We start from the raw sequence: 26,495 nt of genomic DNA on the forward strand, positions 1-26,495 counted from the left end.
ATACGAGGTGCAGGCAGAACCGGTGCTTGTTTTGGGACTGATCGAAGCTTGCCGGGCGGTCATCACGGCAAACACCGATCACCTTTGCGCGCTTGATTGCGCGATCGGCGATGGAGACCACGGCAGCAACATGCAGCGCGGATTCGAGGCGGTGAGCGCGCAAGGGGCTGTCCTTTCTAACCTCCCCTTCCCCGATGCCGTGGAGAAGATAGGAATGACTCTGGTGATGAATGTCGGCGGTGCTGCGGGTCCTCTTTACGGGACACTGCTGATGGAAATCGGCCGGGAGCTGCGCGCCCGGGACGGGATTGACGATTTTCCGATCGTGCTGAAAAAGGCGATCGATGCGGTTGCAAGGCGCGGACGTTCGCATGCAGGCGACAAGACGTTGCTCGACGTGCTCTATCCGGTCCAGGATGCGCTTGCCCAATCTTCGACGCTGATCGATGTCGCGCGGCGTGCCGAACTCTCCGCCGATCTGACCGCCGCCATGAAGGCCATGCGCGGCCGCGCGTCTTATCTCGGCGATCGTTCGATCGGGCATGTTGATCCGGGGGCATCAAGCTGCGCGCTTTTGACCACGGCAATCTGCCATTACTTCGGGGAGAACCATCGAATATGACGACTGGAACGACCGCAAACGTCGGAATCGTAATCGTCTCCCACTCGCCGCTGGTCGCACGAGGTATTGCCGACATGGTGCGGCAGATGGTGGGTGACTGCGTCCCGCTCGCCTGGTCGGGAGGCAATGTTCGCGGAGAGCTCGGCACCGACGCCGGCGGCATCCTGCGGGCAATTGAAGCGGCCTGGTCGAATGCAGGCGTCGCCGTCTTCGTCGATCTCGGCGGGGCGGAAACGAACAGCGAGATGGCGATCGAGATGCTCGGCACGCCGCGGTCGGCGCTCGTTGCGATCTGCAACGCCCCTTTGGTGGAAGGCGCCGTCATCGCGGCGGCGGAAGCTTCCGGCGGTGCTTCGCTCGCAAAAGTCGTCGCCACAGCCGAGGAGCTCTCACCCTGATGAGCAGTGAATTGCGAATAGAGACGACGGAGGCCAAACGATTGCATGTCAGCTGCCAGACGGACGTGGAAGTCAAGCATGGCGTTGGACTGCACGCGCGCCCGGCCGTGACATTCACCCGGCTAGCAAAGTCGTTCCCATGTTCGATCGAAGTCGCGGTGAATGGCAGCGATGTCTGGCTGAACGGCAAGAGCATTATCAAGATCATGAGCGCCAGAATCCGCAAGGGATCAGTTCTGCGCATAAGAGCTGACGGCATTCTGGCGGAAGAGGCAATCAAGGAATTGAAGGAACTCGTCGAACGCAATTTCGACGAGGACAAGAAACATGGCCGAACAGGATAGGCTAAAAGCAACGAGCGCTTCTTCCGGCGTCGCCTACGGACCGGCGCATCTGGCGGGACTGCCTGGTCCCACCCCTTCGTCCCAACCGCAGTCCGCTTCAGGATATCAGGCGCTCATCGACGCCATCGGTTCATCGGTCGGCGAGCTTGAAGCCCTTGCCGGGAGGTCGGATGCCGAAAGCCGCGACATCATCGATTTCCAGATCGAAGTTCTTCGCGACCCGACGATAGCGGAGATGGCTGAAGCGCGTATGAATGCCGGAGAAAATATCGTCTTCGCATGGGCGGGTACGCTCGACGACTACATCGGCGAATTGGAAACGGCAGACGAAGAGCAGGTCCGGGCGCGCGCCGTCGATATCCTTGACATCAAGAACCGTGTGCTCTGTGTATTGGCCGGAACACCCATCGCGGATTTTCCGGCCGGCTCGATCTTCGTTGGCAGGGATATGGAGCCGAGCCGCTTCCTGGCACATGATTGGTCGGGGGGCGGAGGCATCGCGCTCTTCAATGGCAGTGCCATCGGCCACGTCGCGCTGCTCGCACGGGCGAAATCGATCCCGATGGTCGTCAACGCTGGGCCTTTTGCCGTTTCGGAAGGCGATTATATTCGTGTCGATGCCGACAGCGGCGCCGTCACCGTCCATGCCGACGATGCAGGCGCCGAATCTGCTTCGCCGCAATCGATTTCCAGGTTCACGGATGCAAGTCCTTGTGACAATGGCGAGGTCTGCACGGCCGATGGCACGCGAATTGTGCTGTCGATCAACGTCAACGACCCGGCCGAACTGGCCTCAGTTGAGCCGGTGACGACGGCAGGCATTGGATTGATGCGGTCGGAATTTGCGGTCTCGTCGGTCGCGGATGCGGCGAGTGAAGAGAAGCAGACTGTCATCTATCGTCACCTCCTGAAATGGGCGGCAGGCAAGCCGGTGATAGTCCGCATGCTGGATATCGGCGGCGACAAGCCGCTTGCCGGGCTCGATGTGCCGCCTGACGGACCGGCGACGGATCTGCGGGGCATCCGGCTTTTGCTCGCACACCCAGAAATTGCCCGCGTTCAGACACGCGCCCTGCTGCGTGCCGCAGTCTACGGCGATCTTCGCGTGATGCTGCCAATGGTGACCTTACCCTCAGAGATCGACGAGATGCGAAGCATATTTCACGAGGAAGCCGTGCGGCTCGCCAAACGCGGCATGCCTCACCTTATCCCTCCGATCGGCATGATGGTGGAAGTGCCGGCCGCTGCACTGATGCTAGACACCTTTGAAACCGCGGATTTCTTTTCGTTCGGGACCAATGACCTCACACAGCACCTCGCCGCTTCCTCTCGCGACGGCGCCAACTCCACGATCTTTGATAGCGCTACCATACCGGCGCTGTTTCGTTTTCTTGAAGGAGCGATGCAACTTGCGGCAAAGGGCGGTAAACCTGTCAGCATCTGCGGCAACATCGCGGGCGATCCGCAATGGCTTCCGGGATTGCTTGCGATCGGCTTGCGGCACTTTTCCGTGGCGCCCGTACAGCTTCCCGCGATAAGATCGGCGATCGTCGGATTAAGAACCGATGGAACAAAGGCAGCCGGAGAGTAAAATGGCGCGCGACGACACCGAAGACGCCATTATCGCCTACAAGTCCATCCTGGCGCAGATCATCGACAATCGCCCCTCCGGGACACGCCAGCGGCTTGCCACGGAGCTCGGAAAACACCGAAGCTTCGTTACGCAGATCACAAGCCCGACCTATGCGACGCCGCTGCCGGCCCGGCATTTGGCGACGATTTTTCGGGTTTGCCACTTCAGTTCCACCGAACAGGAGCGTTTCCTGAATGCCTATCAAACGGCGCATCCGGGAAAACTTCCGGAGCTTGGCTATTCCGAAAAGTTGCGGCAACTTTCCATCATGGTTCCCGATTTCGGCGACGAGAGGAAGAACCGCCTGCTGGAGGAGACGATCTCTGATTTGGTGCAGAAGATCGCCGCGCTTTCCACAGGAACGGATTGATCGGCATTTCGCGGATCGGCTGAGGACCGCAAACATATCGCCGCCTTGGGGAGGGCTGGATGAAGAAATTCATGAACACTGCGGAAACCATGGTCGCCGAAAGCCTGGAAGGCTTCGTGCGCGCCCATGGGGAATTCGTCGTGTTCGGCGCAGGGCGAAAATGCGTCCGCCGTCGACACTTCACACCGGGTAAGGTCGCACTCATCTCCGGAGGTGGCGCCGGTCATGAGCCTATGCATATCGGATTTATCGGCAAGGGAATGCTGGATGCGGCATGCGTCGGGCATATTTTTACCTCGCCGACGCCCGACCAGATCATAAGCGCCATAGAGGAGGCGGACACAGGCGCCGGATGCCTGCTCATCATCAAGAATTACGACGGCGACATCATGAACTTCGAGATGGCGATAGAAATGGTCGCCTACCGGCACAGGATCGAAACTGTCATCGTCAGCGACGATATCGAGACGGCGAGAACCGGCGAAGGCAGAGGACGCCGCGGCGTCGCAGGCACACTGGTCGTCGAGAAAATCGTCGGTGCGGCTGCTGAACGAGGCCTGCCGCTCGAGGAATTGAAGCGGATCGGCGACCGGCTGAACGGACGTATCCGAACAATGGGGGTGGCGCTTAGCGGAGTGACGATACCACAGATCCAGCGCACGACATTTTCAGTCAACACAGACGAAATGGAAATGGGCGTCGGCATCCATGGGGAGCCGGGCCATTCGAGACAACCCCTCCTGGCCGCCGACGCCATCATCCGTCATCTTTGCGAAACAATCTGCGCAGACATCTCCATCCTGCCGGATACGAAGGCCTTGCTCTTTGTCAACGGCCTTGGCGGCACTCCGCCGGCCGAACTCTACCTTGCTTACAACGCTGCTCACCGTTTCATGGAAGAGCGGCTGATTCACATCAAACGCGCGCTGGTCGGCACCTATGTTACCTCGCTCGATATGCAGGGCCTGTCGGTCACACTGGCTTTGCTGACCGACGACGAGATCGCTTTATGGGACTCGCCGGTGGCAACGGCAGCGCTGAATGTGTCGCCGTGACAGGGCATGCCGCCGTGTCCGCGTTCGCCGAGATCTTCCCATGGATTGTACATTGGAGGTTCTCGCGACCGGCAAGGCTGGCGGCGGGAGGCATGGGCAACGGCCTGACGAGGTTAAGGCATGGATCGTTTCGGAGAGCTTGCGACCTTTGTTGCCGTGGGTCTATGCCGCAAAGCTCAAACCCGCAGCCTAATAGAACCGCTTGGGCTTCACTCGCCGTAGATGCCAATTCCAATGGTGGCAGTGGCGACGTACACGCAGAATCCAACAGCTAGCCCAGCAAAAACTCCGGCAGCCAAGGTGGTCCTCCTGGTGATAACGATGGCTGCAGCAAGTGGTCCAAGTAGCAAACCGAGCGATTGCACAACACCTAGCGCGCCATAGTCCATATTGTGGACTGACTGCTGGACAACATAAACCCAGACTAATATGCCGCCGAAGACGATTGAGCCAGCACAGGCTCCCAAAATCCAGCCATGCCGTCTCCACACATTGCGCAATTCCCAAAGAGCGGGAAGCAGCGCAAGTGCCCACGGTATGAGATCAGTTACTGTCCACATTTACGAAACTTCACATGAAGATGTTTCTCGTCTGTGAACCGACCGTTCGAAGCCGTGACCCCGGAACACCGTTTACGAGAGATCGACAGGAGGAGCGGTCATTTCTGGCAAGAGCGGATTTTCTGATTCTGGCGGACAACGGATCACGATTCTGCCGGCACACACCCCAAACGCGATCCGGCGGCGTCGGCCTTGGCCGATTGAAATTTCGTATGTCTCTTGTAAATGGAGCATAGTAATCGGTGTTTTGCTGCCACGTTGTTCTGCCTGCCTTGATCTGTGATGGGCTTTCCATGGAAGACCGAAGGGAGTTTCTCCATGGAGAGTACGTTGGAGGTTCTCACGACCAGGAGGTCCGGACGTGATGGTCATCGGCAGTGGCCGGACGAGGTGAAGGCCAGGATCGTGTCGGAGAGTCTGCGTCCGGGCGTGACGGTGAACGATGTGGCGGAGCGTTATGGGCTGAAGCCTAACCATCTGTCTTCGTGGCGCACGGTGGCGCGGCAGGGCAAGCTGGTTTTGCCTGCGCCCGAGGATCCGATGGAATTCGCGGCGATGGTGGTCGAAACGTCCGATGCAGCGCCCAGCCGCCCTGAGATCGTCTTTGGTTCTGTCACCATCCGCCTGGAGGAAGGCGCGTCCGCCGCCGGGATCGTGGCTGTCGCCCGTGCGTTTCCGGCCTCGGCATGATCTTCCCGTCGAACCGCGTGCGGATCATGGTGGCAACGAAGCCGACCCTCCGCGATCCTCTAGGTTATCTTGCCCTCAAGGCGGGTGTCACGATTTAGCCGACGCCCTCGGACGGCGACCCGAAGCCGTTGCGTCTTTCAGAATTGAATCTCGATCAGCTCGGGAGGCTCCTTGTTGAAATCGGAATATCGAATCCACCGCGGCGTCGCTTTGAACATCACGGCCCCTCTCTCGATGAACTCCCTGTCGGCCGGAACGCTGTTGAGATAAGCTTCCTGGTATTGTTCGATATCCGCGGTAGGAACCCTTGTTGCCTCACCCTCGTATTGAACCGTGATATTGTCGTTCCATCCGACTACGAACGCGACGCCGGGACGCTCCGCGAGATTGTCGAACTTTCGCGTGTCCTTGAAAGTGCTGAACACGATCTCAAGATTGTCGCGCACCGAGAAGTCGACCGTAGCAGCCTCCGGCGTTCCATTACGATGGCAGGTCGCGATGACCGCCAAAGTGTGCTTTCTCAGGAATTCAAGGATCATGCGTTTCGTATGAAAATCGTCCATTGTCTCGTCCCTCAGTGAGTATTCTCGATTTTTGTGCAGTCCCATTCGACAGCCCGCCGGCCTCAGCGGAGTTTGGCCGCCAGCGCCGCGAGCTTGCGAGATATGCGTTCACCACCCGACCCAGCCATTGATGCGTCCGCTCTAATCTCGTGCCTTCCAGGACGATTAACACATTGCTCCCCCTCGTTCGATGGTCGTCGAGACCGTGACCTGGACCTCGAGCGGACTGATTGTGGTTTTGTTCCGCTTCGTGCGCGCCTCAGCAGTTCAGACTGCATGCAAGCGAGGAAGTGGTTGCAGAGGTGCTCTCCCACGTCATCGGCCGGCAGGGTCCTGCGCCGAACATCATGAAGACGGTCAAGGTTCTAAAAGAACGCAAGATCGCCGACAGGACGTTGCTTCACCTGCATGGGGATGACCGCTCTTGGCGCATAGTTGCCATGCCACTCGGTTCTGGTCCTCAACGCCGAATCTAGGTTTTCTCTCAACGTGCGCGTGGCACACCACTTACGGAGCATACGAGCAGATCGCGGCCCTTTCAGCGCAGAACCGGGCGATAGCGGGCAGCCGTCGCGTGTGCCTTCTGGAGGCGGCGAAAGACGCCCACAAAGGCGATGAAACATTTCAACCAGAGCGCAGCAATGAACGAATTGCACTGCGCATATGGCCGCTAAATTCAGCACCCTCTTTGCCAATCAGATTGATCGGCAGGCGATATGCGAAGCAAAGCGAAAAGAGGCACAGAAACAGGATCTCGGAAAATAGTACGATGCTCGCATGCGCATTTTCGAGCCGCAGCACGTAAGCGATGACAAAGCAAGGAATGCCAACCATAGCCGATACACGCATACCGTATCGATGCTCTATGATTAATTCCATAAGCGAGACGCGGGCTGCTTGGCAGGCAAACGCGGTGATTACGCAAAAATATACAAAAATTGCAAGTCCCACTGCTGTCGCCACTGCTGATAGTCCATACCCTACAACTAACAAAGTGCCGCAAACTGTCAGGCACGCATAAACAGCTTGCGATAATATGAGCGCGCGCATGGCCGCGGTTGCGCGCAGCAGAGACCCGCTCACTCGTGAAGCCAACCTAAAGTACATTCCGATAGCGAGAAAGGAAAACACGGGGATTACCTTCTCCCATTGCTTTCCGAGCAGGGTCAAAACAATTTCCGGAGCGAGAATATAGATCACTGCACTCATTGGCATTCCAAAAAGAGCGGTTAGACCAACGCCTCGCAGGTATGCTTTCTTGAGCCGCTCTGGGTTAGACTGCACTTGCGCCATCGCAGGAAAAACGACCCGATCCGCCATACGGGCATAAACGTCCGTCGGAAGACTCATGAGACGATATGCTCGTGAGTAGAGCCCAAGGTGAACTGCATCCAAAGATCGGCCGACGATGGTGATGTCTGCGCGAAGCGCGATAAAGTTGATTACACGTGATGCAGTAAAGCCCGATCCCTTTCCCATAAGGCGACGGCTGGATTGACGATCAAATATCGGTCGAAGATTCGGTTTAGCGGCATAAACCAGAACGAAGGACAGAAAACTGGCCTCACATATCGACGCCGCAGCAAGGGCCCAATATCCGAAGCCCGCAAATGCCAAACCGATGCCGGTCGTGCCGTATGCGAGTGTCTTGGCCGCAATCTCGCTCATTCGGATACGGCGCATCTCCAGTCGGCGTAAGAGCAGGCCCTCAGATATCGAGGTAAATGCTTGAACGATGATTATGAACGACAATACTCTAACAACATCTTCCGAAGCGGGCATGTTCATGAATCGAGCAAATGGCGCAGCGCAAGCCTGCGCCAAAAGGAAGAGAATGGCAGACGAGATCAGCACTAACGTGAGTGCCGTCCGCTGCTCAACTTCTGTGAGGCTAGGCAATTGAACGATCGTCGCGCCAATTCCGATTTCACGCAGAAGATTGCAAAATGAGAGGAACAAGATCGCCGTTGCCATGATGCCAAAATCCGCTGGCGACAGCAGGCGTGATAGAATGGCCATGTAAGCCAAGTCGATCGCTATGCCTGCGCCTTGGAATATCGAGGTCATCGCGACCTCGGATCGGACTTTGTGGCTGAGACCTTTGTTCCCGGGCTCTGACGAAATCATCTAGATCGAGCGGCCCTGTCCGCGCGGGGAGCTGCCGCCCAGCCTTTGAGTAGGCGCATAAGACGATTGGCAAGCGGAGCCAGTGGCCTCAGCCATGGCGCGAATAAAATGACGCGCGTAAACCAAGCTGAGATGACTGGCTTTTCGTTAAAAGCTGCCTTTAGCAAATGCCTTGCATCATCTTCCAGCCCAATTAAGGCTCGCCGCCTCGCCTCTGAGGCGAGGCTTGTCGCGAGATCCTTTGACCGCGGCCGCATCAACGCGGAAATCGGCCCATTCATGTCCAAGGGATCGGGCCTCCCTGCCATGCGCTCTCGCGCACAATACAAGGCGAAATCTCTGCAGCTCATCGCCACTGCCAACTTGCGCGGATCGCCGGTTACGGAATCCTTGCGCTTCCAAGCCTTGTATAAAATCTCGGGAACGACGGCCATACTCCCATAGTCCGTCATGCGCAGCCACAGATCGAGATCCTGACGATATACGAAGAATGGTCTATATCCCCCAGCTCTTTCATATATAGAGCGTCGCATAAGGACCTCGCCCTGCGAAAAAGGATTGCCGTTAAAGAGTTGTGCTTTTATATCCTTATGGACGAGCGGCTTAACGATGTAACTCCTCGAAGCTATGTCTGATACGACTTCGCGATAGCAGCCCACCGCAACGACGTCGGGATTCTCTTCCAAAAATCGAACCTGGCTCTGCAGCCGCGTTGGATAGGATATATCGCCTGATCCCTGCACCGCGATGAATTCGCTATCCGTGCAATCGATAGTTGCAATCATAGTCTTCGTAAACCCTACATTGCGTTGCGTCGAAACGTGTATTTTATCCGACTTATATTTCAAAAGCGCCTGATAGGTGCCGTCTTGCGACCCATCGTCAACGAAATAAGCCTCGAAATCCTGATATGTCTGATCACGAATTGCCGTGACAGTCTCATCGGCCAATTGAGCCCTGTTGTAGTATGGGGACACGACGACCACGCGAGGCATCAAATCCACTTTCCTGATTGAACCGAAAGATGAGCTGGTTGGAGCAATCCGTCGGGACGAACATGACGAACTTCGCAGTCCATTAAAAAGCCGCTTCGTTCAAAGATCGTCCTTCTTATTAAATCGATCAGGCCCAGCACATCCGAGCTCGACGCACCGCCGAGGTTGACGATAAAATTGCCATGACCGGGGGCAATCTGAGCTCCACCTATGCGACGTCCCCGCAAGCCAGCATCCTCGATCGCTTTTCCGGGAGGGCCAACCACGTCATACATCTTGGGGTCACTGAGGAAAACGGAGCCGCAGTTTGGGAGCCGAAGGGGGAATTTCTTTCGTCTCGACACCATAATTTCTATCATCCTCCTTCGCACGTCCGCCTTGCTAGCGGTGGCAAACTCAAAAACTGCTTCCAAGAGGACCAGTTCCGGCCGCTGCAGGTTGGATTTTCTGTATGAGAATCCACACGCGTTTCGATCCAAGATGTTCAATTTGCCATCAATGTCGACGACGGTTGCGCTTACTAGGTTGCTGCCGATCCCCTTTCTCTGGCTCCCACCGTTCATAACAACCAGGCCGCCCAGCGTTCCAGGAATTCCCACCGTGTGCTCTGCACCTGTCAATCCTGCACATCCGACTTTTCGGGCAAAAACAGGAGTCCAGATTCCGGCTTGAGCGACGACGTGTGTGCCGTTGATTTCAATCTGCGACATTCTTCGACCGATCCGCAGAACAACACCTCGAAAACCTGCATCATCAAAGAGAAGGTTCGTGCCATCGCCAATCACCAAGAATGGCACTCTCTCCGCACCGAGGCACTGCAAAACCTCGCTGACCGCGCGCGCATCGAGCGGTTCAACGACGACGTCGGCCGGCCCGCCAATTTGCCATCGTCCGACATCCTTCAGCGGGACATGAGATGAAATCTCAACGTTCCTGATTTTCCCGAGAAGCGACGAAATATCCCTGGTTGATATCTTCGGAGTGTCCACAGTCAGTTCCACGGTGACCAACGCGCCATTTCCGCCTGTCTTCATTCGGCGAGGACGTCCCCACCCAGCGATGTAACTTTCTCGATGAATCGATCGTAGCCACGTTCTATTTGCCAGGCATCGCGCACGACCGTCTCTCCGTCGGCGACGAGACCGGCCAGCGTCAGGGCGATGCCTGCGCGAAGATCACGTGCTGTAACTTCCGCGCCACGCAACCTGGTGCCGCCGCGAATGCGCAGGAGATTATCCTCGATGGAATAGTCAAGTCCCATCAAACCCATCTCTTCCGCGTAGAGGTAGCGTCCCGGAAAGCGCAAATCAATTATCTTGCTCTCTCCGCGTGACATAGCGCCGAACGCTGCAAAGAGAGGCTGCATGTCCGAATTTATCCCTGGATAGGCGCCCGTACTGATCTCCACAGGATAACAGTTGCCGCCGCGAACGATTATGCTCTCTTGACCAGTATAGACACGCGCGCCGCTTTCCTTGAGGTGTATGAGGGGGACCTCCAAGTCCGATAGCGGAAAGCCATGGATCTCAACATCGCCGTTCGTGATGCACGCCCCGACCAACCACGTTAGAGCTTCCATGTTGTCGCCAATGACCCTATGTCGAACACCTGTGAGCCCTTCTCGACCTTCAATTTCGATACGCTCCTGACCGAACACCTTGATCTTCGAGCCCATCGTTCGAAGCATGGAGATCAGATCGATTATTTCAGGACGGATATGCGGGTTCCAAACGGTCGTAACACCACGGGCCAATGCGCCGCACAAAAGAGCGTTCTCGGTAGCGCCGGTTGAGCGGATCGGCAAACGGATGTCGGCGCCTGTCAGACCTTTCGGTGCATAGGCTTCGAGATTGGTGTCTGTTTCTGTAACGGTCGCACCAAGTGCCTCCAAGAGCATAACATGCAGGTCATACTTTCGTTCGCCGAGTTTGCAGCCCCCCGGCAGCGGCACAGAGCCTCTTCCGGTACGAGCCGTTAGGGCACCCAATATCAACAGTGTGTTGCGAATTGAGCGACCCCTCCACACCAACTCCGACGGCGGGGGAACAATTTCCTCGATATAGGCAATGTCGCCGTCGACAACACAATGCTTTCCAAGCGCCTCCAGCATCCCAAGATGAACTTGGGCGTCCAAGAGCATCGTCGGGTAATTCGAGATCTCGATTTTACCAGATGTCAGCAGCGAGGCTGCGAGAAGACGCAAGACACTGTTCTTCGCTCCACTGACTAAGACTTCCCCTTCGAGGCGGGATGCATGGACGCGATATTTCGACACGTGCCGTTCGCTGTGTGTTTGAGAAAGCGGCTGATACGCTCCCGACTCAGCTTTGGTTTCAATGAGCATCTCTCAACTCCTGGTGAAGCTCTCGATTTCGCCTGGCTAGGATTCAACAGAGCATCAGTAATGCGCATCGGCTGGTCGCAGGTATAACGCCGCATCCTCATGTTAGAATATTACTGGCAAAAAATCTAACCTTAAAAAGGAATAAACATTTCCGAAAACCGAATAATGCGATACAATAAATACACTTTTAAATTGACTTGCAGACCTCGCGCATCGAGCTGAATATAATACTGACGGGCTATAGAGTTAACATTTCATAGCCCAAATTATATAGACGCTTCGATAATATCGAGTGCGCCGTTTAACATTTATTTACTTGACGTTAAAAGTAGCAGCTTTCTTAGATAGAGATCGAATCCACGTCGGTTGCACGACAACCAGTGCGTCAATGGGGGACATGATGTCAGCTCATCCTTGGGTGAAAAGCGGCGCAGTTTCCGGCGAACGCAATGCTTCTCGCCGGGCTATTTGGGTCGCCATTGCAATGCTTGTTGCGGTCGCGACTGATACGCGATCAGAGGTTTACCAGCTGCAGCCCGGAGACGTCGTCAATTTTGATTTTCTTGACGACGCCCTACTGCCAGTCCTGTTGACAGTTGATGCGGATGGGGCTGCGCAATTTCCCTTGGTCGGCGGCGTTGAGATCGGCGGGCTCAGTGTTAACCAGGCACTGGAAAAATTACGCACCGAATACAAGAATCGGCAGATCTTGGTCGATCCTAAAATTGCTTTGAACATAGCGACCTACAAGCCGGTTTTCGTACTGGGCGAGGTCAAAAACCCCGGATCCTTTCCATTTTATCCGGGCTTGACGGTCGAACAGGCTGTCGGCCTTGCAGGTGGAACTTTGACGGCGGCGTCGAGTGCGGCAGACAAGATCATGGCTCGCGCGCGATTGCGTGGGGTGATGGACGGCGCCGAGGTGGAAATCGTCCATGAAGCGATTTATGCTGCGCGCTTGGCCGCCCAGTTACGCGGTGCCGAAACCATAGATTTGCAAGACGCTCCAGAAAGCGCTCGCCCCTATCTCCAAAGAACATCTCTCAAGAGCGTGCTGGAAATCGAAGAGAAGATCCTGAAGACCGATCTGATCACGACACAGGCTCAAGTCCAGATTCTGACACAAGGGATTGCCGAAACAGAGGCAGGTTTGAGGATTCTCGCTCAGCTTGAAACCGAACAAAAAGGCGTCGTCGAGATGAACGAGCGAGATCTTGAACGTGTGACCGCGCTACGCAAGCGCGAACTGAATACGGAGACCGAGATCGCGCGGGTCAAGAATACGACTTCGAATGAGAAAACCCAGCTTCTGGAGATATACGCGGAGACGTCCCGGTCGAGACGCGAACTCGGTAATCTCAAGCTGGAACTCGCGAAACTGCAGGCAGATCGGGAGAAAGACATATTGCTGAAGCTCCAGGAGCGCGAAGCGGCGATCAAGAAGCTCGAATCCACGCGCCAATCCGCCGAAGAGCAGTTCTATCTCATTGCTTCGGTAGCCGCGGACGAAAGAGATCGCGACCAGATCTCCTTCACTTACGAGGTTCGCCGCCCCAAGAGCGGGGTCAATACCGTGATCGATGGCGCGCCATTCACGGAGCTGCTTCCGGGGGATGTCGTCGCCGTCTCGATCGCGGGCATGTAACAATCCGAGGAGCGAACGTGGACCCGAGCATCAGCGCCACCTCTCTATATGAACGCGGGATCGAAAACCGATGGAAAAAGGCGGCGCGCACATGTTGAGCGACGTCTTCGGTAGGACGCTTGTCATCGCCCCCCATGCGGACGACGAGGTCCTCGGGGCAGGTGGCACAATTGCACGGCTCGCTTCGGAAGGAGCCGAAGTTCGGATCGTCATCGTAACCGAGGGTAAGCCGCCGCATTACGCATCCGAGGCCGTATCTCGCGTGAGGGAAGAGGCGCGCCGGGCGCACGCGATCCTTGGTGTCGGCAGAACCGATTGGATGGGTTTCCCTGCAGCCGGTCTGGCCGAGACGGCCGTCTCCGATTTGAACCGCGCGTTGTTCGAGATCGTGTCGGCATATTCCCCACAAACGCTTCTCCTCCCTTTCGTCGGAGACATGCATGTCGATCATCAGATCGTATTCACGTCTGCGCTCGTGGCGGCAAGACCTCATCAGGAGCAATATCCAAGATTGATTCTGGCATATGAGACGCTCTCGGAGACGAATTGGAACGCGGCCTATGTGACGCCCAGTTTCGTTCCACATGTCTTCATCGATATCGAGGAGCATCTTGAAACCAAATTGCAAGCGATGTCGGCCTTTCAATCGCAGCTCCGGCCCACCCCACATGAGCGCGCTATCGAAACCTTGAGGGCGCTAGCGACGTTGCGCGGCGCAACCGTCTTCAGTCAAGCAGCGGAAGCCTTCGTGATGGTTCGTCAGGTTCTGTGACGCAGGAACCAGTTTCGGAAGCGGATATCGCATCTAACACGGAGGGCAAAATGGCGCGTTGGCCCGTTTTTGATGAAGAGCAGATCGAAGCCGTCGCCTCCATGCTTCGGACCGGTCGGGTCAATGCCTGGACAGGTCCCTATGTCGCGCAGTTCGAAGAAGCATACGCCGCCTTGCTCGGGGTTGAACACGCCATCGCCCTCACAAATGGAACCGCTGCTCTCGAACTCGCACTGTTCGCCCTCGGCTTAGGCGCTGGGGACGAAGTTATCGTGACCCCACGCAGTTTCGTCGCATCAGCTGCTTGTGTACCCTTTTGCGGGGGTGTGCCGGTCTTTGCAGATATCGATCAGGACAGCCAGAATATCACGACAGCCACGATAGCAGAGAAAGTCTCATCGAGGACCAAAGGCATCATCGCCGTCCATCTTGCAGGATGGCCGTGCGACATGCCCGAGATCATGGCCTTTGCCCGCGAAAGAGGTTTGTGGGTCATTGAAGATTGCGCCCAAGCACATGGCGCGGAAATTCACGGGAAGCCGGTCGGGTCGTTCGGCGATATTGCGGCCTTCTCGTTCTGCCAGGATAAGATCATCACCACAGGCGGCGAAGGCGGCCTCATTGCCATGAACGATACAGCACTTTGGAAGAAAGCGTGGAGCAGAAGGGATCACGGAAAGTCATATGATGCCATTCAGCAAAAGTCGGGTCGAAGCGGTTTTCGATGGCTCCACGAGTCCATCGGCACCAACTTGCGGATGATGTCGTATCAGGCGGTCCTTGGCCTCAACCAACTCGCCCGTCTAAAGGAATGGCAAGCGGTACGAGAAAGAAACGCCCACATTCTTATCGCAGCGACTGCCGACCTCGACGCTCTTCGAACACCGGTGCCGCCTGATGGCATTCGCCATGCATACTACCGCTTTTATACGTTTATTCGTCCGGATCGATTGAAGATAGGCCATGATCGCGACCAGATTCTGTCGAGCCTGAATACCGCAGGCGTTTCCTGCTTTGCCGGAAGCTGCTCAGAGATCTACCTCGAAAAAGCATTCGCTAACCTGGTGCAACCGGCGGGAAGATTGCCTGTCGCGCGAAAACTCGGCGAAACAAGCCTGGCTCTCCTTGTCGATCCCAGCTTGAGCGAAGAGGCCGTTCTTCAAGACGCCAGAGCGCTGCGGGAAGCTGTCCTTGCGGCGACCGATAGCGCCAGAAAGTCGGTGTAAGCCAACAGTCGCCCGCAGAACTGAGATCGGACGCTTCTGCAGCGACCTGCTTACCGACCAGCCGGTTCCTGCCGGTCGGCGCCTGCATCATCGTGGATACCGACCAGCGATCCGTTCTTCCGAGAGCCACTCCATGAATTCGTCGAAATGGGCTGGGCCGTCAGGGTTGCTCACCGCCCAGGCATCACTCACCCCGGGCTTGGCGGCAAATTTGGCCTCGACGGAGTCGGCCATCCCGTCCTGATCGTCGTCCCTATAGGGGGCCCCGGTTTCCATCGACGGAATCTGACCGGGTTCGCTTACCATCCTGCCGTCGCCCTTCTCCCCCTCCGGTCCCATATCGTTGGCCCAGCCCTGATCGAGACTGTCGCGCGGGAACGCGCCCGAGCGTGTTCGAACGTTATGGTAAGCTTTTGCTGCCGGAGCGATCGCAGTCACGCTTAAGGCGCAGGGCGGACTGGAGACAAGGAAGCGCTCCGTATCGGGCGCCACGGTGACGATCGTCTTGGGAGGCGGCGCCCAGGTTACATTGCCTTCCTGATAGATCTGCGGATTCGCAACCCTGGCAGCATCTTTCGACCGAATGGCATAGGTCAGATCGTTTGTACTCGGGCCTGCTTTGAAATAATTCGCGGCGTATGCAATCGGGGTTCCCCCCGGAAATTGCGAGAAAATCTCCGCCCACTCGGATCGCGCATTGAAGAAGACGTTATTAACGATCTCGATACAGGACTGTCCGAAGTGATTGTTGTCTGGATTCCGATCATTATTCGACAGACACAGGTTCCTGAGAAATGTCAATTTTTGCGGCGCCTGTGGATCGGATCCAAGCAACGTGCATTTGCTGTGTTTGTTGAGGCCCTCCGCAAGGATCGAATTTGCGATCGTGACCTCCGTGGCGTCGGCGTGGGTACTGATGTTTTCATCCGTTGCCCAGGAAACCGAGACGTGGTCGACGTATACCCTTTGGCTGTTCTCGATGACCAGCCCGTCAACGTTTTTGACAGTGTTTGGGAGCTGCGGCCGGATGCGAATATGTCTAACGATAACGTCTTTCGTTCCTTTGATGCCCAGCAGCGTATTTTTTCCCTTTTTGTCGGGCCGCTCAATCGTCAAGACTATGCCGCCGCCGGGTGCCGTCTGCCCGAGGATGGAGACTAACGCATTGTCACTTCGAACGATTAGAGTTCGCTTGAGCTTGATCGTACCGCCAATCTGGAAGACGCAGTTTCTCGGACCCGCGGCCTCGATGCACGCTCTGAGGCTTCCGGGTCCGCTGTCTTCCAGATTTGTTACAGCGATGATCGCGCCGCCTCTTCCGCCTTGCGCACTCTTTCCGTAACCTTCGGCACCAGGGAACGCATCGGACGCTGCGTTTGCCGCCTGCGTGTGACCGACAGCCTCCAGGCAGATTAAACTGAGTGCTAGTAGGCACGTTGCAGCGTTGAACATTGGAGAGCACCAGGGCCTTTGCCAATGCATACCATCTCTTGCGTCCATGCCGTTCGCATCCAAAGCCACCATTTCACAACCCAATAACAGCTGAAAAGAGCGTGCCTCGCGCTATCGTTAGTTAGCCGCTCAGCTGGACGAGAATGAACACTTGTCGAAGCGCGCCCTGTCGAATTGGGCCGGGCTCCAGTACAATCAATAACTAATTAGGGTGATATCAAATATCGCTACATTCGGCGATACTATTGCCAATCGGTTTACACAGGTAAATCCATGAATTCGAGGCCAATAGTCGTCGTCTATCCGTTTGTCGGAGATAAATTCGGCGGAAGCGACATCTCAGCAATCAAGCTGATTGAAGCGCTTCAGCCCTCCGAGGTGCGGCCCGTGGTCGTCGTCCATAGGCCAAACGGAGATTTCGTAAAATATTTGGACCAGCGTCAGATTGGCCATCTGACGGTGGAGGTGTCGGTGCTCAGACCTCGATATCGCGGCGCCACCGGAAGCGCGGCGGCAGCAGGCTACCTTTATACCGTCGCCCGATTGATCCGTTTTCTTCGCCGGCACAAGGCCGATATCGTCCACACCAACGACGGGTCGATTCACGCGACATGGGGGCTCCCAACCGTGCTGTCCGGAGCACGCCTACTATGGCACCATCGCGGGGACCCGGCGGGAAGGGGCATAAACCTTCTCGCGCCGGTTATTGCCAGTCACATCGTTACTGTCTCCAACTATGCAAAGCCGACCTCACCTCTGCTACCCATCAGCGCCCGAACCTCGGTGATCCATAGTCCTTTTGACCATCCAGAGCCCCTGCTTGACAGAGAGGAGTGCCGTATGGATCTCGTGCGGGAGCTCGGACTCGATGAGAAAACACGCCTCATTGGATTTTTCGGCACACTCATCGATCGCAAGCGGCCGATCCGCTTTGTCGAAGCCATACACGCGTTTTGCGCGCAGCATCCTGAACTGACGGTCGCAGGTTTGCTGTTTGGCTCGCCCAAGCATTGCGGCGAGCGACTTGATGTCGAGGTGACAGCACGTGCGCGCGAGTTGGGCATAGAAAAGGCGATTCACCTGATGGGTTTCCGCTCGCCGATCAACCGTCTGATGTGCGCCATGGACATTCTACTTGTACCGGCAATAAACGAACCGTTCGGAAGAACCCTCATCGAAGCGATGCTAGTCGGGACGCCAGTTGTCGCGACGAACCACGGCGGAAATCCCGAAGCAATCGTTGATGGAGAGACCGGCTATCTGGTCGAGCCCGAAGTGCCGAGCGCCTTTGTGCCGCCGATGGTCAAGCTCTTGAAGGATCCGTCTGAATGGCAGCGCGTGAGCGCAAACGCGCAAAAATCTGCTTTGGCACAATACGGAATTCGTCCTCATACAGAAAAAATAATGCATATCTATCGCGAGCTTACCGGCAGAACCGCATGATCAATGCTTTGGTCAAACCCTGCATAAGTGAGCACTGAATTGCCCATCTGCGGCAATGCGCGTTCCCCAACGGACCGTCGCCGGCCATTTGATCCAGGTATCAAGGGATTTCGAGCGCGAGACCCTCAGGCGGCCGACAGCCTGTTTTTCGATGGCGGGTCGCTCAAACGCAATCCTTACGAGCGTGCTTTTCTTGTTGTTCAATCTCTGCCATCGAATGTTTTGCAATGCGCTGACCTACGACCTTCTCGAACGATATGATGGACTTCGTTTCCAGTGTTTCAACTATCCAGGGCTTCTCATCCGAAGCTCATTTATGCGGTTGCTTTCTGGCGAAACCGCGCTTTCACCTGCGCCCACAGCCCGGAATTCACCAGCGTTGCATTGCCGGCTTCAGACATCTCGGCTTGGTTGAGAACTCCTCCAAGTATGAAGGGTTGATTGACCGAAAGGCGGTTCAACGCATTGACCAGCTTTCGTTCCGTGGTGTGTCCCGCCGAGACGACCACAACGATGGAATCCACATGGGCGGCGAGCCAAACGGCCCCTTCCTCGTTTTCCAAATTAGGCGCGTCGATGATGATCAAATCATACATTTTGCGCAAATAAGAGCAAAGTGGTCCCGAATCGTCGGCGGTGAAGCTTGCGAAGACGACGTCAAGGCGAGGATGGGCCGGCGAGGTCATGCTCGAGATGCATAAATCGGGTGGATCTGCGATCTTTGGCACCAGGCGAGGCGCGGATATGCCAAGGAGAGCGCCCGCACCTTTCGCTGATGAGTCAAAGTCAACCAGAACCGTGCGAAGATTGCTCGTTGCCGCCGCGGCAGCCATGCCTAGAGCGAGCGCAGTCTTGCCCTCACCAGGCGACGGTGAACAAAGCATCACGATCTTTCCACCAATCGAGCGTTCGATTGTTCGCCACGCAAGACACAAATTTCGCATTGCCTTTCCGAAGGGCGAGGTTGGATTGTCGACGGTAAATTCGAATGAGCTGGCACCGTCCCGGAAATGCCGGGTCACGCGCGGAACGGTCACCAGATTCGGCCGGCCCAGAATGTCTTCCAGGTCGTTCGAGCGATACAGGCGATCGTCCAGCACATCGACAATGATGACAGTCAGGACCGCGAGGATGAGAGAACCCATCGACCCCGACACGACAACGAGAGCCGGCTTCGGAAACGTAGGGCTTGTCGGCACTTCCGCATAGGACGCGACACTCGCTGACGCTTTGTGTTCGCCCCGCTCGGGATCTAAATCCCCCAGTCGAAGCACGACCTGATCATAACGCTTTTGTTCGGCCAGCAAGTCCCTCTCAAGTTCGCGCCTGCGGATTTCGGCAAGGCTTCGCCCTTGTATCTGCTTCTGGAGCATCGCGACATCGGTACTAAATTTGGCAGCGCGGACCGCCGCGACCTCTGCGCTATTTGCCAATTCCTGGACAATTCGTTCTGCTTCGTCCGTCATCATCCGTCGATTGGCTTCGAGTTCGGCGTCGGCATCAGCGACCAACGGGTGGTTCTTGGCGAATTTAGAGCTAAGCTGCGCCTTCAGTCGTTCCAGGCGTGACTGCTCAGTGCGAAGACGATCCAACGGCTCAGACGCGACTACACGTACAACGGACGAAACATCGCCCGACGCAATCAGTGCTTTGGCCTCGAGATACTTCGACCGCGCGGCGGTTTCGTCAGTACTCGCCACTGTAAATTGCTCATTCAGAAGCTCCAATCGCGACCTGAGAATGTCATCCTTGGGATCGAAGGTGAGATCGCGATTGGCCGAAAACGCGGCTATCTCACGTTCCATTGCCGCTATGCGACTGCCAAGTTCCCTCGCCTGACCTCGAAGGTAATCGATCGTGTTCTTCGTTGCTTCGTCCGTGAGCTTGGCAGTCCAATCGACATAATGTTGAGCAATGGCGTCGGCGATCGCCGCTGCCTTCAGCGCCCTTGTCTGCCGCACCTGGATCGTCATCGCAAGGCTGTCACCATTGCGGTCGACGGTGAAGGAGCCCAGCAGTGCCGATATGGCCCTGTCGCGTTGAACGCTCTTCGAAACCAGCCGGCTGCGGACCATGTCGGGGTTCTGCTTCGGGGCGAAGAACTTGGTCGTGGCAGAAACGAGAAGGCTGATACCTCCTTCATTTTCGTCGTCACGACGCGGAAGGTAGGTATTGTAGTCGGGATCGCTCACCAGGTCGAGCGCGTCCACAACCGTGCCTACGAACACCCGCGATTTGATTACGTCCAATTCCGTTTCCATTACGGATTTGTCCCGCTCCTGTTTGCGGAGTTCCTCGACCGCCTCGTAGGGACGGGCATCATTCCGATCGAAAACAATGGCAGACGAAGCAACATAGACCCTTGTCATAAAGACGGCGGTCAAGACTGTGAGAACCAGCCCGCCCACAAGGACTGACCCAAAGGACCATCGGTGCCTGCGCACCAATTCTAGCAGATCGACAACCCCATAGCCTGGACGCGGGCGGAGCAGGCGCCGCTGATAAGTGATGCTGTGATGCCTGCCCGCCGGCGATGGAACGAGCCCATGCGGTGTTATTTTCACCCTCTCCAAGAGATGACCCTCCCCGTTGCATCGAGCTGTTGGTTGATCGCGTCAGCTTGCGTTGCCTCCCGCCCACAGGCTCCTGCAGCCCTTCGGCTCGCATGGTCATGATTTGAGAGACCCATTCGATCAATGAGAATTTCGTTGATTGAGTGGACATCGAACCTGGCGCAGGCCAGTTCGCGCGAACGCCGACCCATCTCAGCTGCCAGCCGAAGCCGGTCGGCAAGCAGAGACATGGCGCTAAAAAGGCTGCCTGCGCTTCGCGGCATGACAAGGTAACCGTTCTCGCCGGGTTCGATGGTGTCCCGGCAACCCGGCAGGTCCGTTGTAATAATCGCGCGCCCGACGGCCATCGCTTCCAGGATGCTGCGGGGTATTCCCTCTCGGTAGTAGGAGGGGAGGACGAATATGTTGCACTTCGCGAGGAAGGGGCGGACATCGTTTGTCTCGCCAAGATAATCTACGATCCCCTTTTCGATCCACTCCTGAACCTGCAGCCGCGATATTGCCCCCGGATTGGGATCAAACGGTCCGAGAAGTTGGAATTCGGCATTCGGCCGATGCTGCTTCAAGCAGCGCGCCGCCTCCACATATTCGAAGACGCCCTTGTCCTTGATCAGCCGGGTCACCATCAGAAAGACAGGCTTTTCGATTGGGGCGGGTGCGAAGGCGTAGTGATCGACATCCACGCCGGAGCCGGCAACGCGATGAATGACGGAAACGTTGTGGACCAATGAATTTTCAATGATGTCCGAGCGGTCGGCATCATTATAGACAAAAACCGCCTTCGCTCCCGCCATTGCCAGCTGATAAAGCCAGACGCACAGTCGTTTAATCCAACGGCCCTTTAGAGTCCTGAGGCTCGCTTCCGAAAAAACATGCCCCAGACCGGTTACAAGAAAGCAACGCCTCGGAACGCCCGCTGAGCGGGCTGCGATTCCGCCGTAGACGATCGGTTTCATCGTATAGGGGACCACGACGTCAGGCCTTATTTTCTTAATAAGTCGGCGGATCTGGAGGAATGTCGCAATGTCCCTGACCGGGCTCAAGCTGGCGCGGGCCATAGGGATTTTCGCGAACTCAACTCCGATCTTGGAAAGATCGGCCTTCACGTCCGGATCGTCTTCTGGACCTGCAGCTATCACGACATGGCCGGCGCGGACCATGGATTTCAAAAGTTCCAAACGGAAATTCGTCAACGAACGGCTATAGCTGGACAGCACCAGAATGCGCTGGCTTCGTTCCTGCTGCCGCCAAAGCAAGCGATCCAATGGAGTGCAATCCGTTGGTGCCGCATCTACATTCAACACAGTGGTCTCCAAGCAAGATCCAATAGACTAACTTCGTGGGAGCGACCGGTGCCTGCCGCTGATTGCGTTTCATTGCAGCCGTGATGGGCTGACCCACCCAGACACCTCAGCACTTCCTCCATCAGTCTCAGCCACAAGAGCTGCAAGTAAGTTGTCCGGGAGACCCACGTCATGATCCTCTCCCTCGCGAGTACTTTCATCTTGCATTGGAGCCAGCGCCGCACCGGCCAATGCGGGGCGCTGCCACGCATAACCTGGGACAAGGCTGCTGATGAGCGCGAGCACCATGGATGCATCGCCCAATTCGGCGAAGCGCTCCAGCCGGGCGAACGTCGTGCGAAGCTTGGAAAGGGGCACTGGCCGCGGAATTGCACCGAAAACCCCCGGAACAGGTGACGGAACCGGAGTATCATTCATATCGAAAAGCTCCTCGTAGCACTTTTCGCCGGGACGCAGCCCGATGACCTTGATCGCTATGTCCTTGTCGGGAACAAGACCTGCAAGCCTGATCATCCTGCGTGCGATGTCCATGATCTTCACCGGTTTTCCCATGTCCAGAACGAAGATCTCGCCTTTCCCGATGTCGCCCTCGAGCCCGTAGGCGGAGGCCTGGAGGGTAAGTTCCACGGCCTCCCGAATGGTCATGAAAAACCGCGTCATGTCGGGATCGGTCACGGTCAACGGTCCGCCGCTGGCGATCTGTCTCTTGAACAACGGGATGAGGGAGCCGCTCGAGCCAAGAACATTGCCGAACCGCACGGTCATGTAACGAGGCCCGCTTCCCCGCTCCACGCCTTCGAGGTCGAGCGCCTGGCAATAGAGTTCCGCGAGACGTTTCGTTCCTCCCATGACGCTTGTCGGATTGACCACTTTATCAGTAGAGATCTGAACCATCGCGAGGGCGCCGATCTGCCTGGCGGCATTGGCGACGTTCATGGTGCCGATCACGTTTGTGAGCGCGCCCTCACACGGATTGATCTCCACCATCGGCACGTGCTTGAGCGCTGCCGCATGGAAAACCAGTTCCGGCCTATACTCTTCGAAAACGTCGTTGACGCGGTTGGCCCGCCGAACATTGCAGAGACAGGTTGCGCGGGGCAACGTCGGGAAGCGTTCCGCAAGCTCAAGGTCGATTGTGTAAAGATTGAACTCGCAATTTTCGACGAGAACGAGCTGCGACGGCTCGCAGGCGGCGATCTGAAGCGTGAGTTCGGAGCCGATCGAGCCGCCGGCACCAGTGATGAGAACCCGGCGCCGCCTGATGAGCCGCAGGATGGCATCCCTGTCCAAAGCGGCCTGCGGCCGTTCCAGCAGGTCCGTCAGCTCGATCGATTTGAGTTCGAATCTGTTTGCCCGCTTGGCGTTCTTCAGCTCCGTCATCTGCGATAAACGGGAAACGGCGATGCCGAGCGCTTCGGCCTGTCTGATGAGCTTTTCGCAGACTTCCTCACCAAACACGGAAGGTGCCTCGGTGAAGACAAGGTGCCGCGGGAAGGAATTGGAGAGGCGCAGTTCCCTAACAACCCTCTCAAAATCCGTAAGGGCGCCCATTATCGGTACGCCGCGCAGCATAATCCCTTCGCAGGCGCCAGTCGGCTCGATGATGGCAACCGGACGATGGAAGCAACTGCGGTCGCGGCTCACGGCACGCAGATAGAGATCCGCAGCATCTCCCGCACCGACCAGCAGCGTTGGAATCTTTTGCTCCCGTTCGGGCGCTTGCTTCAGCCAGCCGGCGTTATCCGGCAGGGACAATTCGTTAATGCGAAAGCTCAGCCGCGACGCCGAAAGGAATAGTGAGAGCAGGAGCGCCTCGAGAAGCAAGGCCGCGCGCGGGATATCTTCCAGCCTTGTTATGAAGAATAGTACGCAGACCAAAAGGGCCGTGGTTATGAGGACTGCCCGTAGGATTGTCCAAAGGTCGGAGATCGAACCGTATCGCCAATTGCGGCTATAAAGGCCGGCCATGGGAAAGACCACGATGCAAATCGCAAGATACTGCGGACCCGCAAACAACAGCGTTTTAATCAGCTCCGGACTTGCCTGAACCTGCTCCAATCCATAGCGCGCGACGAACGCAAAGCTCAGGGCAAAGCATGCAGACACGAGGTCAGTCGCAAACAACAAGGGTGCCTGCCTAACCTTGCGAACGTGAGAGCGGGCCGACTTTTTTGACAAAAGAACCGCCGCCCTGACCGCAGAATCGGCATAAGCAATCGCGGCCTTCCAGGCCGCCAACACGTCGTCCCGTCTAGCGCCCATCTCCTGCCGCCGAGCAGAGATGACTTTTTCGCCCCGTTCCATGCATGCATCCCCCGTACAACTGCAACGCGCGTCGTCGTCGACGCGAATAGCAAGATAAACTCCGATGCCTTGCGAATCCCGACGTTAATCGGTAAAACATAAGCGTACCGTGACGTCTCCGTGACAGTTTTAATCAAGTCTTCTATTTATCGTAGGACGGTACATCAGCAATTTTTTTTGTAAAGCCACATTATATTAAAGCTATTTGATATTAATACTTTGATATACTGATTAATCATTTAGTTTTATATACGCTTGCGCTAACATTACATCGACAATCTCCAGACGAATTCAATTATAACGTGTTTTTCCGTTCGCGCAGGCGGGTGCTTTTGCCGCCAGGATGCGAGGAAATGCCGTGCCACTCGCTGAACGTTCAACCGCGCTGCAATTGTCGGTTGATCAACCGTATGGAGATTCCCGTTTCAAGTCTCACGTTCTCTTCTCACGGTAATACCTATGATGTGTACGGATATAATACGCGCTGGGGCTCAGCGACTAAGCGTGTGGGCTTGGCGGAGGCATTATATCTCGCATCGCCGTGAAGGAGGCCCTCAAGCAGACCATCACGCTATAACAGTTGCAGTCGCATGCAAGCCCAACGTCACGCCAATCTAGCGGACGCGAGCAAGCGATCGTACCCTTGCTGTAGGAAGTACGCCGCGACAGCGGTTATCGGAACCCCTAGGGCGACAATTAGGATCAACGGATCCAGCCCAATTGTAGCCGAAAGTGCTTCCAAGATCCTGTATACGGGACGGTGCAGAAGATAGGCGAAGAAGCTGGCATAGGCCGCTCGCTCAATCCACATCGTCGCCGTATCCGAGAGGTCGTCAAGCCGCCCCGTGGTTAAGCAAAACACGGAGACCGAGGCGAGCACAGCCCAAGGCAAAAGGACAATATCTGTCCCATTGATCGGCGCAGAAAGCGTGGCGACACAAGCGATAGCGGCCACAAGCACTACCGGCCAGACCGCTTTGGGCGGAGGTGATCCAGACAAAACAATCCCAGCGACGAAGCAGGGGAAGTAGATCATCAGCCGATTGTCCAGAACCTCCCAAAACCAGTCGGCAGCCAGCAATCCCAATAGGATTATCGCTGATACAATCAACAACAACGTCAGTGATTTCCGTCTGATCCAGAGCAGCGCTGGCGCACACAGGTAGAAGAGCATAATCATATTGATGAACCACAGCGTAACCGCTGCCGGTTCATCCAACATAGCCACCAGGAAGACGCCTTTAATCAGCGGAAGATGATCTCCAATATTCATCACGAGGAATATCAAGCTAGCTCCAACGAATGGTACGTAAATCCTCCAAAAACGTCGCCTATAGAAGTCGAAAAGATTGCGGCCGCGGCCTCCTTGTAGGTAGCCAGATAGAAGCACGAAAAGCCCCAGAGCGGCGACCGTCACCATCAAGGTCACGGCGTTCTTGCCTACTTCCCTGACTGGCGAATATCCTATCGGATGCCACACGCCAACGATCCAAAGGACGCTTACTGCCCTTAAAAAGTCAACAGTCGTGTTTCGCGCTGGTATTGCTGCAACTAGCCCTAGGTCGTTCTGATTGCCGTGTTGCATAATCCAATTGCCCCCCGGCGCACGTTAGAAATTCATCGGCGTCGCGGCCCATTGTGTCAAGGTGGCCAAGGTATAAATTCGTTGACGTGGTTTGATGCTCACCTGGTGAAAAGACCTGACCATGCTGCCCAACCCGGAAAGTTCTCGTCATGCCGGAGATTTACGAAGCGCAAGGGTTGCGAGATCCGAGCGCGGCCTGGAATTGTTTGGTGCCCGGGTAGCAGATGGCACATCTTTCGCCAGCCGCGTCTTCAATGGAGGATTTTACCTGACCTCTACCGTCGACCCCAGTTACGATCGGCTCGCGGCTGCGATGAGGAAAGGGCGCGAACAGGCTGTCCAACATGACTGCAAAGGAAATACTGCAACCAGCCCACTTGCATATTAGTAATCTATAAATAATATAGTCCTGAAATTTCTTGGGGGCGTTTGTCTGCAGCGGCCTGCGATATACTGACTGTAGCCCCATTCGCCAGCGCGCTCGGCCCGA

The 26,495-nt window shown here is 56.3% G+C and carries 21 protein-coding genes; 11 read left to right on the forward strand and 10 right to left on the reverse strand.

The genetic code is table 11. From position 1 onward, the window contains the following. Positions 1–7: 7 nt before the first annotated feature. The 7 genes from dhaL (at position 8) to BLP23_RS28335 (ending at position 5,672) form a co-directional block, all read left to right on the forward strand. Positions 8–622 (forward strand): dihydroxyacetone kinase subunit DhaL, encoded by a 615-nt coding sequence (gene dhaL / locus BLP23_RS28300; protein ID WP_233426843.1) that lies wholly within the window; start codon positions 8–10, stop codon positions 620–622. Then, the gene (gene dhaM, locus BLP23_RS28305) at positions 619–1,020 is read left to right on the forward strand and encodes a dihydroxyacetone kinase phosphoryl donor subunit DhaM (RefSeq protein ID WP_074071798.1); all 402 of its coding nucleotides are present in this window, start codon (positions 619–621) and stop codon (positions 1,018–1,020) included. Before dhaL ends, dhaM begins: the two co-directional genes overlap by 4 nt. Then, complete coding sequence (locus tag BLP23_RS28310; RefSeq protein WP_092588052.1) at positions 1,020–1,364, forward strand: HPr family phosphocarrier protein; 345 nt, start codon at positions 1,020–1,022, stop codon at positions 1,362–1,364. Before dhaM ends, BLP23_RS28310 begins: the two co-directional genes overlap by 1 nt. Continuing rightward, positions 1,348–2,955 carry a putative PEP-binding protein gene (locus BLP23_RS28315; RefSeq protein WP_092588053.1) on the forward strand — a complete coding sequence of 536 codons (1,608 nt, stop codon included), beginning with the start codon at positions 1,348–1,350 and terminating at the stop codon, positions 2,953–2,955. Before BLP23_RS28310 ends, BLP23_RS28315 begins: the two co-directional genes overlap by 17 nt. Before the next feature lies 1 nt (position 2,956). Further along, positions 2,957–3,367, forward strand: coding sequence for a hypothetical protein (locus tag BLP23_RS28320; protein ID WP_092588054.1), 411 nt, complete (start codon positions 2,957–2,959; stop codon positions 3,365–3,367). Between the two features lie 59 nt (positions 3,368–3,426). After that, positions 3,427–4,422, forward strand: coding sequence for a dihydroxyacetone kinase subunit DhaK (locus BLP23_RS28325; protein WP_092588055.1), 996 nt, complete (start codon positions 3,427–3,429; stop codon positions 4,420–4,422). A gap of 878 nt (positions 4,423–5,300) precedes the next feature. Then, positions 5,301–5,672 (forward strand): transposase, encoded by a 372-nt coding sequence (locus tag BLP23_RS28335; protein WP_092588056.1) that lies wholly within the window; start codon positions 5,301–5,303, stop codon positions 5,670–5,672. A gap of 137 nt (positions 5,673–5,809) precedes the next feature. On the opposite strand, the gene BLP23_RS28340 is transcribed toward BLP23_RS28335, so the two are convergent. The 5 genes from BLP23_RS28340 to BLP23_RS28365 all read right to left on the reverse strand — a co-directional run bounded on the left by BLP23_RS28340 (position 5,810) and on the right by BLP23_RS28365 (position 11,701). Next, the gene (locus BLP23_RS28340) at positions 5,810–6,235 is read right to left on the reverse strand and encodes a pyridoxamine 5'-phosphate oxidase family protein (protein ID WP_092588057.1); all 426 of its coding nucleotides are present in this window, start codon (positions 6,233–6,235) and stop codon (positions 5,810–5,812) included. Between the two features lie 624 nt (positions 6,236–6,859). After that, entirely contained in the window at positions 6,860–8,302 is a 1,443-nt protein-coding gene (locus tag BLP23_RS28350; protein WP_167364014.1) for a lipopolysaccharide biosynthesis protein, read from the reverse strand. A 56-nt stretch (positions 8,303–8,358) separates the two neighbouring features. Next, on the reverse strand, positions 8,359–9,357 hold the full coding sequence (locus BLP23_RS28355; protein WP_092588060.1) for a glycosyltransferase family 2 protein: 999 nt from the start codon (positions 9,355–9,357) through the stop codon (positions 8,359–8,361). Next, positions 9,357–10,391 (reverse strand): UDP-N-acetylmuramate dehydrogenase, encoded by a 1,035-nt coding sequence (gene murB / locus BLP23_RS28360; RefSeq protein ID WP_092588061.1) that lies wholly within the window; start codon positions 10,389–10,391, stop codon positions 9,357–9,359. The genes BLP23_RS28355 and murB overlap by 1 nt, the downstream gene beginning before the upstream one ends. Then, positions 10,388–11,701: a UDP-N-acetylglucosamine 1-carboxyvinyltransferase gene (locus tag BLP23_RS28365; protein ID WP_092588062.1), complete on the reverse strand. Its 1,314-nt coding sequence runs from the start codon at positions 11,699–11,701 to the stop codon at positions 10,388–10,390. Before BLP23_RS28365 ends, murB begins: the two co-directional genes overlap by 4 nt. A 292-nt stretch (positions 11,702–11,993) precedes the next feature. Between BLP23_RS28365 and BLP23_RS28370 the strand changes: the two genes are divergently transcribed. The 3 genes from BLP23_RS28370 (at position 11,994) to BLP23_RS28380 (ending at position 15,344) form a co-directional block, all read left to right on the forward strand. After that, a complete protein-coding gene (locus BLP23_RS28370) occupies positions 11,994–13,346 on the forward strand; it encodes a polysaccharide biosynthesis/export family protein (RefSeq protein WP_139187129.1) in 1,353 nt (450 codons plus the stop codon). A 70-nt stretch (positions 13,347–13,416) separates the two neighbouring features. Beyond that, complete coding sequence (locus BLP23_RS28375) at positions 13,417–14,118, forward strand: PIG-L deacetylase family protein (RefSeq protein WP_092588064.1); 702 nt, start codon at positions 13,417–13,419, stop codon at positions 14,116–14,118. Positions 14,119–14,168: 50 nt separating this feature from the next. After that, positions 14,169–15,344, forward strand: coding sequence for a DegT/DnrJ/EryC1/StrS family aminotransferase (locus BLP23_RS28380; RefSeq protein WP_092588065.1), 1,176 nt, complete (start codon positions 14,169–14,171; stop codon positions 15,342–15,344). A gap of 87 nt (positions 15,345–15,431) precedes the next feature. Here BLP23_RS28380 and BLP23_RS28385 read toward each other — a convergent pair whose 3' ends face one another. Beyond that, positions 15,432–16,796: a pectate lyase family protein gene (locus BLP23_RS28385; protein ID WP_167364015.1), complete on the reverse strand. Its 1,365-nt coding sequence runs from the start codon at positions 16,794–16,796 to the stop codon at positions 15,432–15,434. 387 nt (positions 16,797–17,183) lie between these two features. On the opposite strand from BLP23_RS28385, the gene BLP23_RS28390 reads away from it, so the two are divergent. Next, entirely contained in the window at positions 17,184–18,239 is a 1,056-nt protein-coding gene (locus BLP23_RS28390; protein ID WP_324613833.1) for a glycosyltransferase family 4 protein, read from the forward strand. Positions 18,240–18,553: 314 nt separating this feature from the next. Here the strand turns inward: BLP23_RS28390 and BLP23_RS28395 are convergent, their stop codons facing one another. From BLP23_RS28395 to BLP23_RS28410, 4 genes are all read right to left on the reverse strand, one after another. Next, on the reverse strand, positions 18,554–20,212 hold the full coding sequence (locus BLP23_RS28395; protein ID WP_167364016.1) for a GumC family protein: 1,659 nt from the start codon (positions 20,210–20,212) through the stop codon (positions 18,554–18,556). Positions 20,213–20,799: 587 nt separating this feature from the next. After that, positions 20,800–22,077 (reverse strand): glycosyltransferase family 4 protein, encoded by a 1,278-nt coding sequence (locus BLP23_RS28400; RefSeq protein ID WP_233426844.1) that lies wholly within the window; start codon positions 22,075–22,077, stop codon positions 20,800–20,802. Between the two features lie 108 nt (positions 22,078–22,185). Beyond that, positions 22,186–24,333, reverse strand: a complete 2,148-nt coding sequence (locus BLP23_RS28405) for a polysaccharide biosynthesis protein (RefSeq protein WP_407691816.1) — start codon at positions 24,331–24,333, stop codon at positions 22,186–22,188. A 691-nt stretch (positions 24,334–25,024) separates the two neighbouring features. Then, on the reverse strand, positions 25,025–26,005 hold the full coding sequence (locus BLP23_RS28410) for an acyltransferase family protein (protein WP_092588069.1): 981 nt from the start codon (positions 26,003–26,005) through the stop codon (positions 25,025–25,027). Positions 26,006–26,495 lie beyond the last annotated feature (490 nt).

The sequence above is a fragment of the Rhizobium mongolense subsp. loessense genome, assembly GCF_900099775.1.
GTDB lineage: Bacteria > Pseudomonadota > Alphaproteobacteria > Rhizobiales > Rhizobiaceae > Rhizobium > Rhizobium loessense.